Genomic DNA, 13,017 nt, shown 5'->3' with positions numbered 1-13,017 from the left:
CATGACAAAGAACACGCCTGCAATCATCCTTGTTGGCCCTCAAATGGGCGAAAATATCGGCGCTGCGGCGCGCGTTATGGGGAATTTCGGCCTGTCTGATTTGCGCATTGTTGCTCCGCGCGACGGATGGCCCAACCCTGCAGCAGATACCATGTCTGCAGGCGCTTTTGAGAGCGGCGTCGTCATACCGACGGTTTACGAGACGCTGGATGAGGCCGTTTCAGATCTCCACTTTCTGCTCGCGACCACCGCCCGCCAGCGCGGCATGGAAAAGCCGGTACATTCTACTCGCACCGGCGTTGATGCGCTTATGAAAGCTGCGGGCAAGACGGGCGTTCTGTTTGGCGCTGAAAAATCAGGCCTCCCGAACGACGCTGTTGTTATATGCGATGCTATCCTCACCTATCCGGTGAACCGTGAGTTTGCGTCCCTCAATCTGGCTCAGGCTGTTGGTGTCTTCGCCCATGCGTTTGCAGATGCAGAAGCAACCGAAGAGGTCACTGGTGTCGACATGCCAGCTGATCGCAAAGAGCTTATCGGCATGATGGAGCATTTCGAAGACGAGCTCGACCGCGCTGGCTTCTTCTTTCCTGCACAGAAGAAAGACGTGATGGTTCAGAACCTTCGAAACGCGTTCACCCGTTCAGGTTGGACGGCGCAGGAAACACGTACATTCCGCGGCGCCATCAAAGCCCTCGCGCTTGGTCGCGGCAAAGCCCGCATTCAGCGCGATGACTGATTTTCACTGATTTGTTTAAGTCGACTAATCGAGAATGTTGGCAGTAAATGACAGACGAAACCCAGAAAGAAATAGTCGAGCATCTGATTTACCTCAGACCATTCCTGCAGGATGTAGTGCCCCACCAGAAGTGACCCCATGAACATGTACCAAGCATAAATAGTCCAAGGTTTTAAAGTAGCGGACAATAGCGCCAGACCGAGTCCAACTTCAACAAACGGTATAATGTTCAGATACAGTCCAGTTAACGTACCAGGCAGTGTGATACGTAGATCCTCGTTGCTAAACTGACCTGAATAGTAATCTGCGAACCCGCCAGCGCTAAAGAATTTGCTAGTTCCCGCGGTAATCAAAATCAACGCCATGAGCGTTCGGGCAACTAGTTCTATGGTTACAAGTCTTTTTTCTGAAAACATGTCTTCCTCCAATTGCATTGAAATCCGATACCTGTTCGCCTCATACAGCGAATTTCAGGTCAGCATTCTGTTCGCGTGCCATTGCTCTCAGACTAAGCCTCGCATATTTCAATGACATGACCGATAAGCCGACTCTCAAAAGTATGATCATCTGGGCTATTCCAGCCGTCGCAGGGCTGATTTTCACGCTTGTAGCGCTGGTACTTCATCAAGGCGTGGAATGGGGGCTTGGCGGCCTGCTTTTCGGTGTTCTGTATTTCATTATCCGCTATGGATCGCAGACAATCGAAACACCCGACCAATAGGCGGTTGACAAACACGTCCAGTTCAGGCTTTTAGCGCGCTTCGCCCCGTTTACCCGGGTGCGGAGCTATGACGGGTGGTTGGTGTCCGCCGTTGAGATCGCTCGCCACATAGGGTGGCAAGCCGGACCCAGTCAGTAATAAGGATAACACCATGTCCCGCAGACATAGTGCAAAATACAAAATTGACCGTCGCGTCGGCGAAAACATCTGGGGCCGCGCAAAGTCTCCAGTAAACAAGCGTCAGTCTCGCCCGGGTCAGCACGGTGCAGCTCGTCGTTCGAAAATGTCGGACTTCGGTACACAGCTGATGGCGAAGCAGAAGCTTAAAGGCTACTACGGCGACATCACCGAGAAGCAGTTCCGTAAAACTTATGACGAAGCAGCTCGTCGTAAGGGTAACACTGCAGAGAACCTGATCGGTCTCCTCGAGTGCCGCCTCGACGCATTCATCTACCGCTCCAAGTTTGTTCCTACAATCTTCGCAGCGCGTCAGTTCGTGAACCACGCTCACGTCAAAGTAAACGGCGTTCGCACGAACATTCCTTCCTACCGTCTGAAGCCGGGTGACGTTGTTGAACTGCGTGACCGTGCGAAAAACATGGCGCTGGTTCTGGAAGCTCTCGGTTCTGCTGAGCGTGACGTTCCTGAGTACATCGACCTCGACCCGAAAGCTATGAAATCGACATTCGTTCGTATTCCTGAGCTTTCTGACGTTCCATACCCAGTGAAAATGGAACCTAACCTGGTCGTCGAATTCTACTCTTCATAAGAAGACAGAACATCGATTTCAGAGAAGCCGTTCGGATTACCGGGCGGCTTTTTTCTTGGCTGCCGCGTCCAACGTCTTCGCGAATGCAGTGGAAATGCAACCCTCCCCTGTTCAGGGGACGCAAAATGGATAATTATCCGGCAGTCTACATTATCGATAATGTGTTCTGGGGATTTTATGTCTGTATTCAAGTATTTAGCTGGCGCGGCCTTCTGCGTAGCGATGACGATGCTCGCGCCTGCATTTTCGTCGGCTGAAGCCCAGTCGGCCAACAATGTTCGAGCCTGTCAGTCCGGAAATGCTGAAGGCTGTTTCTATGCGGGCGCAGAGATAGCTCCGAATAACAAGCAAAACGCCCTTCCGTATTTCATACGCGCCTGTGAGTTGGGTGTGCCAGATGGCTGTTTCTATGTCGGGCGCTGGCAACTCTATGGCGAAGGCAATATCCGTCAGGACCGCAGCGCGGCACTCGATAATTTCGAACGGGCTTGCTCGGTCGGCCATTATGAAGGCTGCCAGTATGCCTATGACGTCGCGGTCCTTCCGCAATTTGGCTTCCGCGACATCGGACGCGGTCTTGATATGATGGAAGAAGGCTGCGAGGCGGGAAACATTCCAGCATGTAAGGACGGCGCAGCGATCGCATATGACGGTCGCGCAGGCGAACATCCGGGGCATGTCGACTTTTCGCGCGCTGGCCCGATGGCAGAGCGTGTGTGCGCAGACGCATACGACCGTCTCTACTGTCAGATGGCCGAAGCGGTTTACGGAAATCCGGAATCTCCTAGCTTCGATGCGCAGCGCGGCATTTATTACAACCAGCTGAACTGCAATCAGGGCGTCGCAGCATCCTGCGGTAATGTAGGCTATATCTATATGATGCTCGAAGAGTATGAACTTGCGGCGCAGGCATACACACGTGCTTGTCGTGGTGGTCAGCAAAACCATTGTGAGTACGGGCAGTATCTGACGAACTGGATACGCACTCAAGCTGCAGAACTCGCTGCTTATCAGGCTCAACAGCAGCAGCGTAACAGCGATATTGATGGGCTCATCCGCTCTGGTCGCTATGCCGATGCCGTAAACCGCGCGGTGCACGAGTACCGCTCTACGGACCTCGCATCCCGCGCCGTTCTTGCTGCTAACAATGCGGGTGCGATGTCGACCCTGAACACTCAGGACCTCTATGTTCTGGCCTACTGGTTCCCGTCCGGACAGGTCTCGTCATTTGTGAATTCACAGCTATCCGCGCGCGGCACCGGGCTTGAGGGCACATTTGGCGGCGATACAAACGCGGCTGGCGCTGCCGCTGCACGCTATCAGCAGCAATACGGGTCACGCGCACCGAGCTACACGACGAACTCTGGTCCGACGCCGAGCTCTTCGCCTGTCTTGTCATCGGCGCAAGCATCTCAGCAAACCCGTGACCGCTACCGTGCCGCATGGTGTCAGGGCAGCAACCAGAACCGTAACGTCTGCTAGACTGCATTTCCCGCCCTGACGGCAAAACCATTTGCTGTCAGGGAGAATTCGCGTCTTACTGGCCTCATGAGTATCGAAATCCCATCCAGTAAGGACGTTGCAAAGCGTCTGATTGCAGAGCCCGGCAAAACCTTCAAACTGAAGGACTGCGCCACACGCGACGAAAAACTGTTCGACGACAAACATACGGCCCGCGCCAGCTGCGAAGAAGACGCACGCGAGATCGACCGGCTTCAGGATATTCTCTACGCCGAACAAAAGCGCGCCCTGCTCGTCGTGCTGCAAGGCATTGATACATCTGGCAAGAGCGGCACGATGCGCTCTGTCTTCGCCCATACCAGCCCGCTCGGTCTTCAGGTTGCCGCTTTCAAAAAGCCGACCGACTTAGAACTCTCTCATGACTATCTCTGGCGCGTGCACCAGCAGGTGCCGCGCAAAGGCTATATCGGGATATTCGATCGCTCCCACTATGAGGATGTGCTGGTCGTCAAAGTGCGCGGGTTCGCGCCAAAGGACGACATTGAAAAGCGCTACGATCAGATCAACCAGTTCGAAAAACACCTCACCGAGAACGGCACGCGCATTCTGAAATTCATGCTGCACATCTCTCCGGAAACTCAGGCAGAGCGCCTCAAATCCCGCCTCGACGCGCCACATAAGCGCTGGAAGTTCAATCCTGGCGACCTTGAGGATCGCAAGCTCTGGCCCGAATTCATGGATGCGTATGATGACATGGTAGAGCGCTGCTCAACCGAGCACGCGCCATGGTATGTTGTGCCGTCCGACTCCAAATCCCGTCGCAATGCGATGATTGCCCGAATCATTCGCGGCGCGCTCGAAGACATGGACCCACAGTATCCAGATCCGGGCTGGAACGCAGCGGACTACGACATTTAATGCGCAACTATTGATGAAAATCAGGGCGGTTCGTCTCTGAGGCCTTCTTCAGAGGCAGAATTGTGTAGTTAACTCTCATTATCTTGTTGCGCTGTTGGTGCGGTTGTCTAAAACGACGGGCATAAGATATATGAGGGGCGAGGATATTGGCGTCGTTTTGTAAGAGTTTGCTAGTCAGCTGTGTGGCAGTAGGCATTGTCTGTGCAGCCAGCGCACAGGAAGCCGTATTCCCTGATTTTCAAAATTATGTGCCAAGCGTAGCCCCTGCGCGCGTCTCTCCTGATCTTGCTCCTACCATTGATGGCGACCTCTCAGATCCCATCTGGGCACAGGCTACGCAGATAACCGACTTCTATTCCGTAGAGCCAATTGTCGGCACCCCGACGGAAGACACCATCGTCTATATGGCCTACGACGAGAACGCGCTTTATGTCGCCGTCCACGCCTTTGACAGCAATCCTGACGAAATCATCACCCGCATTATGGAACGCGATGGCGAAGTCTGGCGCGATGACATGCTGCGCTTCTATATAGACCCGTTCAATACGGGCCTTGGCGGCTTCGGCTTTGATGTGAACGCAGCGGGTGCACGTCTCGACCGTATCCTTCAACGCGGTGGCCCGCCAATTGTTGCCTGGGACACGATCTGGGCGGCAGATGGACAAGTCACGGATGATGGCTGGACGGCGGAAATCGAAATTCCGTTCCGCTCTATCAGTTTTGATCCAGAGTCAGATGAAGGCTGGGGCCTCCTCATCACGCGCGAGCTGGCTCACAAAAACGAACAGATTCGCTGGGCCTCTATTGATCCCGGCGTCATGCCGTTCGACTTTCGACAGCCGGGCCGCCTCACCGGAATTAGTGACATCGAAGAAGGCATGGGGCTGGATATCGAAGTCCTCGGCAAGATTGAAGCGAGCCGCGACTGGGAACGCCCGCGCGATGACGATCTGATCTTCGCGCCGAGCGCCAACATCTATTACAAATTCACGCCCTCGCTCACCGGCCTCCTCACGCTGAATGCCGACTTTTCGGACACGCCGCTGGATGCCCGACAGATCAATACAGGTCGCTTTTCCATCTTCCTGCCAGAGACGCGTGACTTCTTCCTACAGGACGCTGCTGTTTTCGAATTCGCCGGACAAACTTTTGGGCGGGGTCAGTCCAACGGCCAGCCATTCTTCTCTCGTCGCATAGGTATCGTTGACGGTACGCAGGTGGACATGAAGGGCGGTATCAAGCTCAGCGGAGAGCTGAACGGCGTGGAAGTCGGCCTTCTAACAACCCGCATGGGCAGTGCTGCCAATATTGAAGAGCAAACCCTCTCGGTTGGACGTGTTAGCATTGATGTGCTCGATAATTCCCGCCTTGGCTTCATCGCGACGAATGGCGACCCGCGCGGCCTTACAGATAACACTGTGCTCGGCACAGACTTCATCTACCGCGACCGTAACTTCATGGGCGGCGGCTTGTTGCAGGCTACAGCATTCTATCTGCGCAGCCAGTCTGATGACGTTGAAGACGATTCCTATGGCGTGCTCGTTCAGTATCCGAACGATAAATGGGGCTGGAATGTTTCCTTCCGCGAGATTGGCGAGGAATATCGCCCTGCCCTCGGCTTCGTGAACCGCCCGGGCACGCAGGACAGCCGCGGAGGCTGGCACCGCCGTTTCCGCCAGACCGATAGCTGGCTGCAGTACTGGCAGGTAGGCACAGAGCACAATTATATCACCGACCTCGACGGCAATCTGGAAACGCGACGTAATCAGTTCAATTTTGAGTTCGTGAACAGCGCGACTGACGAATTCAAGTTCTCGCTCTTTGAGAATCTGGAAGTCGTGAATACGCCATTCTCGCTGCCACGCGGCATTATCATTCCCGCAGGCGAATACCATAATGACGGGGCATCAGCGTCGATCCGATCGTCCTTCACACGGCCCTACGGCACGAACTCAGAGATTCGAGTGCAGGATTATTTCGGCGGCGAACGTGTGAAAGTGAAGCTCGCGACAAACTTCCAGCCCTCTCCATACTGGAGCCTGAAGCTGGAATATGACCGCGACCAGATCTCTGTTCCGAATGGTGATGTCACCGTGCAGGTCTACTCGGTCGAGAATGTCATCAATCTCTCGCCAGATATCTCTGTGAATACACAGATCCAGTACGACAATATCTCTGAAGGCATGTCGATCTTCAGCCGACTGCGCTGGGAAGTTCGCCCTGAAACCGAGGTCTTCGTGTCTCTCGGCCATGGCGCTGTGGTCGACTATGACGAGTTCCCGAGAGAATTTGAGTCAGTCCAGAGCCAGTTTGTCGTCCGCTTCGGCAACCGTTTTCAGTTTTGACGCTTTTTCCAGATATTGTTACTTGACGAACTATTATTGTTTTGCGATATGAGCTTTATCGCAAAACAATACGGACCTCCGTCATGAAACTCATCACCCTCGCAGCCATTTCAGGCGCTGCACTCCTCGCCGCTGGCTGTGTCATCATCGATGCCGACTCAGACGGCTATAGCTCTCACTATTCATCCCATGATGATCGCGTCTACAGCGCAGATGTCTCTGGCGACACCGTCACCGTACGCGTCCCATCGAACGGCTGCACAGACAAATCCTATTATGGTGTCGATGTGGACCGCGAAGACCACAACACATTCTATGTCGAGTTCGAACGAGAACGCGAAGACCATTGCCGCGCCCTCATGCCGGAAGGCGTTGAGCTGGTTTACAGCTTTTCCGAACTTGGCATTCCAGCCGGTGCGTCCGTAGTGATTGAAAATCCGGTCGGTCGCTGAACCTCACCCAACCTCACGTAGCCCACTTCATCAGGCTGGCTTTACGCCAGCCTGTTCTTTTATGGAAACAGTCGTGTCGTGGTCCATGGTGCCCCTTTATTCTCTCTACGAAACACCAGACGGTCATGCAGACGGAATGGGCGGTCACGCCAGAACTCGATCTCAACCGGCTTTAGCCTGAACCCTGACCAATGCGGCGGACGCGGCACTTTGCCGAGGCCGAACTTGGTCGCATACTGCGCCACACGTTTTTCGAGCGCAAAGCGCCCCTTCATCGGGCGGGATTGTTCGCTGGCCCATGCGCCGATGCGGCTGTCACGCGCGCGGGACTGGAAATAGGCATCAGCCTCTTCATCGCTGACAAGCTCGACCTCACCGCGAACGCGCACGGACCGCCGCAGCGATTTCCAGTGAAAGCATAGCGCGGCCTTTTTCTGGCCGGTCAACTCGCCGCCTTTGGCGCTCTCAAGATTAGTGTACCAGACAAAGCCGTCCTGATCGGCGCTCTTCAAAAGCACCATGCGAACATTCGGCAGTCCGTCGGCATCGACTGTGGCAAGAGACATGGCGTTCGCATCATTCACTTCGGATTTCACAGCCGTTTCCAGCCAGTCTGCGAACAGGTCGAACGGGTTCTCCTTTGCGAAGAACACGTGATCGTCCTCTGGCGCATTCTTTTGATCCTGATAGTCCGGAGACGCCGGAATGAGGTCATCAATTTTCTTGTCGGACATGTGAGGTTTCCTGCGATGCTGCCGCCTTGACTGAATGTGTGCGCGGTTCCACACAAGGACAAGCCTGAAGGAACGGATTATGCCGCGATATATCGACCTCTCGCATTCTATTGAAGAAGGCATGGTGACCTATAAAGGCCTGCCAGCGCCGATCATCTGCGACTGGATGAGCTTTGAGAAATCGCACGGCAAATATGCCGAAGGCACCGAGTTCTCCATGCAGTGGATCTCTATGCACGGCAACACGGGCACGTATCTGGATGTGCCGCGTCACCGCTATCGCGACGGCCACGATATGTGCGGTCTGAGCCTGGAGCGTGTATCATCTGTCGAAGCGCTGTGCGTGAACGTAACGGCCGCGCCTAACCGCGATATTGGGCTTTCATGGTTCGATCATTTAAAAGTCGAAGGCAAAGCCGTTCTCATTCGCACGGACTGGTCGCACAAGTTCGGCACAGACGCATATTTCGAAGATCATCCCTTCCTCAGCCGCGAGGCCGCAGCATGGTTGCGCGATGAAGGCGCCGCGCTGGTCGGGATCGATAGCTTTAACATCGATAATGTGGATGGAGGCGAGCGCCCTGTGCACTCAATTCTGCTAGGCGCCGAGATACCGATTGTCGAACATCTGACCAATCTGTCCGAACTGCCGCATAACGGCTTCCTGTTTTCCGCTGTACCGCCGAAAATTAAAGAGGTCGGCACCTTTCCAGTGCGCGCTCATGCCATTATGGATTGACCGGAAATCAGCACGGTAGCCAGGTCACATGTCGCATAACACATTCGGTCATCTTTTTCGGGTCACAACCTGGGGCGAAAGCCATGGTCCAGCTATTGGCTGTGTGGTTGACGGATGTCCGGGCGGCGTGCGCGTAGACGTAGAAGACATTCAGAAATATCTGGACCTGCGCAAGCCGGGTACATCCCGTTTTGTAACGCAGCGCCGCGAGCCCGATCAGGTCAAAATCCTCTCTGGCGTCTTCAGTGATGACCAGACTGAAGAAAAATTCGGCGGACAGGTCACTACTGGAACGCCGATCTGCCTGATGATTGAAAATGTCGACCAGCGCTCCAAAGACTATGGTGATATCCGTGACCGTTATCGCCCGGGCCATGCCGATTACACTTATGACGAAAAATATGGCGTACGCGACTATCGTGGTGGCGGACGCTCTTCAGCCCGAGAAACAGCCTCACGTGTAGCAGCGGGGGCGATCGCCCGCGCCGTACTTGGCCCTGACATCAAAATCCGCGCGGCACTTGTCCAAATCGGCGAGCACAAGATTGATCGGACGAAATGGGACTGGGCCGCGACAGAACAGAATGCGTTCTGGTGCCCCGATGCAGACACGGCGAAGACCTGGGAAACCTATCTCGACGAGATTCGTAAGTCCGGCTCTTCCGTAGGTGCGGTGATTGAAGTCGTCGCTGAAGGTGTACCGCCCGGCTGGGGCGCGCCAATCTATGGCAAGCTCGATTCAGACCTCGCCATGGCAATGATGTCGATCAATGCTGTGAAAGGCGTCGAGATTGGTGCCGGCATGGATGCCGCCGAACTCACGGGCGAAGCAAACGCTGACGAAATGCGTGCAGGCAATGAAGGCCCGCGTTTCCTTTCCAACAATAATGGCGGCATTCTGGGCGGCATCTCGTCCGGTCAGCCCATTGTAGCCCGCTTCTCGGTGAAGCCGACCTCCTCCATTCTGACGACCCGCAAATCCGTCACACGCGATGGAGAGGATGTCGACGTGATGACTAAGGGCCGTCATGACCCTTGCGTTGGCATTCGCGCTGCACCTGTTGCTGAAGCGATGATGGCCTGCGTTCTGGCAGACCACAAACTCCGTCACAGAGGACAAATGGGCTAATGTCAGGACGCACCTTCACGGCGGACTATGACAAGACCAATATTGCGACGCGTGTCTGGATACCCTTAGGCCTCGCCGCCGTAACCGGCATGACCGGCCTTCTGGCTGGCGTACCGGGCCTCTCCATTATTGCAGCGATACTGACCTTCGTCGCCCTGCGCTTCTGGCCTCTCACGCGGTTTGATCGGCCTGCGCTCAAACTCTCCGAAGATGGTGTCGAAATTGACGGCCTCGGCGCGGTGCGCTGGCGCGATATCTCTGATGTGCGCGACGGTATGGTTCAGGTGAAAGCTGTGAAACTGCCTGCGATCGATCTGAGCTTCGCACGCCCGATTCCGGATGTGTTTTCGGCCACGGCAGCAACGCGCCTGCGACCCTGGGAAATTCGCATATTCAGGCTACGCCGCGACGGCAAAATCCGTCTCGATCTTTCAAAGCTCGAAGATACGCCGGAAGATGTGCGCAGCGCGTTTCGCTATTTCATGTCGGGCAATGCCTGAGCGCTAAGCGCCAAAACCACCTGATTTCATATAGGCTTTCTCAGCCTCAGTTGTCTCACGGCCAAGCATCTTGTTCCGATGCGGAAAACGTCCGAAGCGCGCTATGGCGTCCATATGGACGAGCGCAAAATAGTAATGCTCGCGCGAGTTCAGAGGACGCAGTAAATCGCAACACAGCTGCTGGTCGGCCAGATCTTCCGAATGCATAAATGGCAGATAGAAGAAGTTCCGCGTCGGCATCATCTGCGTTTTGTCATAGCCGCGCTCGATAGCCATACGTGCAAGATCCAGCGCTTTTGCGTCGGTCGAGAACTGCTTTGCATCGCCGCGAAAAATATTACGTGGAATCTGGTCCAGCAGAATAATCAGCGAAAGCATTCCCGAGGCGGTGTCTGCCCAGCTGTCCAGCTCACCTGCAGCGCCCTTCTCCCATAGCGCTTCATAGGCGCGGCATTTCTCATCAAATGCCTCACCGCCGCTAAACCATTTGGACGGTCCGGCGCTCAGCCAGAAATCAAGAAAGTCGATTGTGTCTTTATTGTCGGCTGCGGTCATGCGTCGGGCTTTGTCCATGTCTGAATTTTGGTGAGGAACACCGGATCAGGGTCTGATGGCACAAGACCGGCTTCGGAAAACAACTTTCCGAAATCCTCGGTGAGATAGTGTTTGTAATAGGGTTCGTGAAAGCCTTCCGGAAAATATTCAAGAAGACCATCCATCTCCGGTGTGTCGCCAAGCTGGATTGAGTCCGCAAACACAAAGCTCCCACCTGGCTTCAGGACGCGGGCAATTTCTCTGGCCACCACGGGGCGTACTTTCGGCGGAAGCTCGTGGAAAAGATAAATGCTGACGATGATATCCTGAGACTCATCCGGCAGTGGCATGGCCTCGGCCTGCCCCTGAATAATCTCCGCAGACTTCCAGTGACGGACTTCGTCTTTGGCTTTCTCTGTATAATTTGGCGACAGATCGAGCCCTGTTGCGTTGAGGCGCGGAAATGCATCCATCACACTGGCAAGAAAACGGCCTGTACCGCAGGCAAGGTCGAGCAACTGCGTCTGGCGCTGGTCTCGGCCCTTCATGAGCTTTGCAATCTCGCCCAGAACGCAGCGGCGCATGACATCGGCAGACCCGGTGAACAGCACCTCGACCTGAGTGTCATAAATATCGGCGCTCTCATCAGAAAACCAGCCGCCGGATTGGTAGTGAAAGTTCTGGCGGTAATAGGCCGGATAATTGCCCGTTCGTAGTTCTTCGCGCACTTCAGTACCATTGCGCTCAAGCCGGCGCTTATTCACTGCGTCGGCATCTTTCAGGAACGAGCGTGATCGACGCAGAGCCGAGGGGAGCTGTGAAGGTTGCGCATCACGCGGGCGCGGATATAGCCCAGCTTCGATGTTTGCCAGATCGCGCTGATAGGCTTTAAAGAATTCGCGGCGCATAGCCTTAAAGCTTGGCTGACCGCTCGCAGGCTGGAACGCAGGTTCGTCGGGTCGTGAGAAACCGCCCATATTTCGACGCAAAAGCGCGTAATGACCAGAATACCAGAGCGTGCGGACACTCTGCCCAGCGACATATTTTGCTGCGCTCAGCGCGCGAAGCGGATTGCGGGAATTCTCAGCCATAGCTTTTCTCTCCTGAGAGAAGATATGGCGTTTTTAACCGCTTTGGGAAGCCTCAGCTTTTAATGGCGTAAGCCAGCCATTCCTGATTGCCATCACTACCCGTGACGGAAGATGGCTCCCAGCCTTTTAGCATGAAGCCATTGGCTACCAGCCAGTCTGTGAAGGCCTGTTTTGCAACGTCCACCGCTTCTAAATTTGTTACGATACCGCCCTTGCCAACAGCCTTACGACCGACCTGAAATTGTGGTTTGAAGAGCAAAAGCGCCAGCCCCCCCGACTTCACAAATGACACCGCCGGATCGAGAACCTTTTCCAGACCGATAAAGCTCGCGTCACAGACCAGAAGGTCAATCTCATGATCAATCTGTTCAGACGTCAGTTTGCGCGCATCCAATTGCTCAAACAGTTTGATACGAGGATTATCGCGCAGGCTCGGGTCAAACTGGTCTGTTCCCACATCTACCGAAATAACGTGCGCCGCACCGGCTTCCAGCAGCACTTCTGTAAAGCCGCCAGTAGAGCAGCCGACATCCAGACAATTTAGCCCGCTTGCATCGACGCCTAACACCTCCAGCGCGCCTTTAAGTTTCAGCGCCGCGCGAGAGACGTAAGGGTGGGCGCGCTCTGCGTGAATGATGTCGTCCCCGCCAACTTTCAGGCTCGCCTTCGTCACAACGGTGCCATTCACCGTTACCTTGCCTGCGCTGATCGAGGCTTGCGCCTCCGATCGGGTCGCTAAAGACCCACTATCAACAAGAAACTTATCAAGGCGCACACGTTCAGACATTCAGCCTGTTTACGCGCTCTTTCAAAAATGGAAATGGGCAGAAATGAAAATGGGCGACCCTTGAGGCCGCCCAATAATTTTTCTTATTATCACCCAGA

General features: G+C 54.8%; 15 protein-coding genes. 10 read left to right on the top strand and 5 right to left on the bottom strand.

Annotated features, from left to right (window positions below):
* The first annotated feature begins 1 nt into the window (after position 1).
* Positions 2-739: an RNA methyltransferase gene (locus G523_RS0110450; RefSeq protein ID WP_027441632.1), complete on the top strand. Its 738-nt coding sequence runs from the start codon at positions 2-4 to the stop codon at positions 737-739.
* Here G523_RS0110450 and G523_RS0110445 read toward each other — a convergent pair.
* The gene (locus tag G523_RS0110445) at positions 724-1,155 is read right to left on the bottom strand and encodes a MauE/DoxX family redox-associated membrane protein (RefSeq protein ID WP_155802644.1); all 432 of its coding nucleotides are present in this window, start codon (positions 1,153-1,155) and stop codon (positions 724-726) included. The genes G523_RS0110450 and G523_RS0110445 overlap by 16 nt on opposite strands.
* A gap of 116 nt (positions 1,156-1,271) precedes the next feature.
* Between G523_RS0110445 and G523_RS0110440 the strand changes: the two genes are divergently transcribed.
* The 6 genes from G523_RS0110440 to G523_RS0110415 all read left to right on the top strand — a co-directional run bounded on the left by G523_RS0110440 (position 1,272) and on the right by G523_RS0110415 (position 7,405).
* The gene (locus G523_RS0110440) at positions 1,272-1,460 is read left to right on the top strand and encodes a hypothetical protein (protein ID WP_022695008.1); all 189 of its coding nucleotides are present in this window, start codon (positions 1,272-1,274) and stop codon (positions 1,458-1,460) included.
* A gap of 151 nt (positions 1,461-1,611) precedes the next feature.
* Entirely contained in the window at positions 1,612-2,229 is a 618-nt protein-coding gene (rpsD, locus tag G523_RS0110435) for a 30S ribosomal protein S4 (RefSeq protein WP_022695007.1), read from the top strand.
* A gap of 177 nt (positions 2,230-2,406) precedes the next feature.
* Positions 2,407-3,711 (top strand): tetratricopeptide repeat protein, encoded by a 1,305-nt coding sequence (locus G523_RS0110430; protein ID WP_022695006.1) that lies wholly within the window; start codon positions 2,407-2,409, stop codon positions 3,709-3,711.
* A gap of 66 nt (positions 3,712-3,777) precedes the next feature.
* A complete protein-coding gene (locus tag G523_RS0110425) occupies positions 3,778-4,608 on the top strand; it encodes a polyphosphate kinase 2 family protein (protein WP_022695005.1) in 831 nt (276 codons plus the stop codon).
* A 182-nt stretch (positions 4,609-4,790) separates the two neighbouring features.
* The gene (locus tag G523_RS0110420) at positions 4,791-6,953 is read left to right on the top strand and encodes a carbohydrate binding family 9 domain-containing protein (RefSeq protein ID WP_022695004.1); all 2,163 of its coding nucleotides are present in this window, start codon (positions 4,791-4,793) and stop codon (positions 6,951-6,953) included.
* An 83-nt stretch (positions 6,954-7,036) separates the two neighbouring features.
* On the top strand, positions 7,037-7,405 hold the full coding sequence (locus G523_RS0110415) for a hypothetical protein (RefSeq protein ID WP_022695003.1): 369 nt from the start codon (positions 7,037-7,039) through the stop codon (positions 7,403-7,405).
* 59 nt (positions 7,406-7,464) lie between these two features.
* On the opposite strand, the gene pdxH is transcribed toward G523_RS0110415, so the two are convergent.
* Positions 7,465-8,139 (bottom strand): pyridoxamine 5'-phosphate oxidase, encoded by a 675-nt coding sequence (gene pdxH / locus G523_RS0110410; RefSeq protein ID WP_022695002.1) that lies wholly within the window; start codon positions 8,137-8,139, stop codon positions 7,465-7,467.
* Positions 8,140-8,218: 79 nt separating this feature from the next.
* Between pdxH and G523_RS0110405 the strand changes: the two genes are divergently transcribed.
* The 3 genes from G523_RS0110405 to G523_RS0110395 are packed head-to-tail and all read left to right on the top strand — an operon-like array spanning position 8,219 to position 10,507.
* The gene (locus G523_RS0110405) at positions 8,219-8,878 is read left to right on the top strand and encodes a cyclase family protein (RefSeq protein WP_022695001.1); all 660 of its coding nucleotides are present in this window, start codon (positions 8,219-8,221) and stop codon (positions 8,876-8,878) included.
* A gap of 28 nt (positions 8,879-8,906) precedes the next feature.
* Positions 8,907-10,007: a chorismate synthase gene (gene aroC, locus G523_RS0110400; RefSeq protein ID WP_022695000.1), complete on the top strand. Its 1,101-nt coding sequence runs from the start codon at positions 8,907-8,909 to the stop codon at positions 10,005-10,007.
* Positions 10,007-10,507, top strand: a complete 501-nt coding sequence (locus G523_RS0110395; protein ID WP_022694999.1) for a hypothetical protein — start codon at positions 10,007-10,009, stop codon at positions 10,505-10,507. The genes aroC and G523_RS0110395 overlap by 1 nt, the downstream gene beginning before the upstream one ends.
* A gap of 3 nt (positions 10,508-10,510) precedes the next feature.
* Here G523_RS0110395 and G523_RS0110390 read toward each other — a convergent pair whose 3' ends face one another.
* The 3 genes from G523_RS0110390 to G523_RS0110380 are packed head-to-tail and all read right to left on the bottom strand — an operon-like array spanning position 10,511 to position 12,919.
* The gene (locus G523_RS0110390) at positions 10,511-11,062 is read right to left on the bottom strand and encodes a DUF924 family protein (RefSeq protein WP_027441629.1); all 552 of its coding nucleotides are present in this window, start codon (positions 11,060-11,062) and stop codon (positions 10,511-10,513) included.
* Positions 11,059-12,132 (bottom strand): class I SAM-dependent methyltransferase, encoded by a 1,074-nt coding sequence (locus G523_RS0110385; RefSeq protein WP_022694997.1) that lies wholly within the window; start codon positions 12,130-12,132, stop codon positions 11,059-11,061. Before G523_RS0110385 ends, G523_RS0110390 begins: the two co-directional genes overlap by 4 nt.
* A gap of 52 nt (positions 12,133-12,184) precedes the next feature.
* A complete protein-coding gene (locus G523_RS0110380; protein WP_022694996.1) occupies positions 12,185-12,919 on the bottom strand; it encodes a TlyA family RNA methyltransferase in 735 nt (244 codons plus the stop codon).
* Positions 12,920-13,017: the final 98 nt, after the last annotated feature.

Origin of the sequence: Ponticaulis koreensis DSM 19734 (assembly GCF_000420665.1) — a bacterium.
In the GTDB taxonomy this organism is placed as follows: domain Bacteria; phylum Pseudomonadota; class Alphaproteobacteria; order Caulobacterales; family Hyphomonadaceae; genus Ponticaulis; species Ponticaulis koreensis.
This window is presented reverse-complemented; position numbering and strand designations above follow the sequence as displayed.

What these genes read in the sequence shown, in the direction of transcription:
- G523_RS0110450 (WP_027441632.1), top strand. Translation starts at nt 2, where the DNA reads ATGACAAAGAACACGCCTGCAATCATCCTTGTTGGCCCTCAAATGGGC.
- G523_RS0110445 (WP_155802644.1), bottom strand. Translation starts at nt 1,155, where the DNA reads ATGTTTTCAGAAAAAAGACTTGTAACCATAGAACTAGTTGCCCGAACG.
- G523_RS0110440 (WP_022695008.1), top strand. Translation starts at nt 1,272, where the DNA reads ATGACCGATAAGCCGACTCTCAAAAGTATGATCATCTGGGCTATTCCA.
- rpsD (WP_022695007.1), top strand. Translation starts at nt 1,612, where the DNA reads ATGTCCCGCAGACATAGTGCAAAATACAAAATTGACCGTCGCGTCGGC.
- G523_RS0110430 (WP_022695006.1), top strand. Translation starts at nt 2,407, where the DNA reads ATGTCTGTATTCAAGTATTTAGCTGGCGCGGCCTTCTGCGTAGCGATG.
- G523_RS0110425 (WP_022695005.1), top strand. Translation starts at nt 3,778, where the DNA reads ATGAGTATCGAAATCCCATCCAGTAAGGACGTTGCAAAGCGTCTGATT.
- G523_RS0110415 (WP_022695003.1), top strand. Translation starts at nt 7,037, where the DNA reads ATGAAACTCATCACCCTCGCAGCCATTTCAGGCGCTGCACTCCTCGCC.
- pdxH (WP_022695002.1), bottom strand. Translation starts at nt 8,139, where the DNA reads ATGTCCGACAAGAAAATTGATGACCTCATTCCGGCGTCTCCGGACTAT.
- G523_RS0110405 (WP_022695001.1), top strand. Translation starts at nt 8,219, where the DNA reads ATGCCGCGATATATCGACCTCTCGCATTCTATTGAAGAAGGCATGGTG.
- aroC (WP_022695000.1), top strand. Translation starts at nt 8,907, where the DNA reads ATGTCGCATAACACATTCGGTCATCTTTTTCGGGTCACAACCTGGGGC.
- G523_RS0110395 (WP_022694999.1), top strand. Translation starts at nt 10,007, where the DNA reads ATGTCAGGACGCACCTTCACGGCGGACTATGACAAGACCAATATTGCG.
- G523_RS0110390 (WP_027441629.1), bottom strand. Translation starts at nt 11,062, where the DNA reads ATGACCGCAGCCGACAATAAAGACACAATCGACTTTCTTGATTTCTGG.
- G523_RS0110385 (WP_022694997.1), bottom strand. Translation starts at nt 12,132, where the DNA reads ATGGCTGAGAATTCCCGCAATCCGCTTCGCGCGCTGAGCGCAGCAAAA.
- G523_RS0110380 (WP_022694996.1), bottom strand. Translation starts at nt 12,919, where the DNA reads ATGTCTGAACGTGTGCGCCTTGATAAGTTTCTTGTTGATAGTGGGTCT.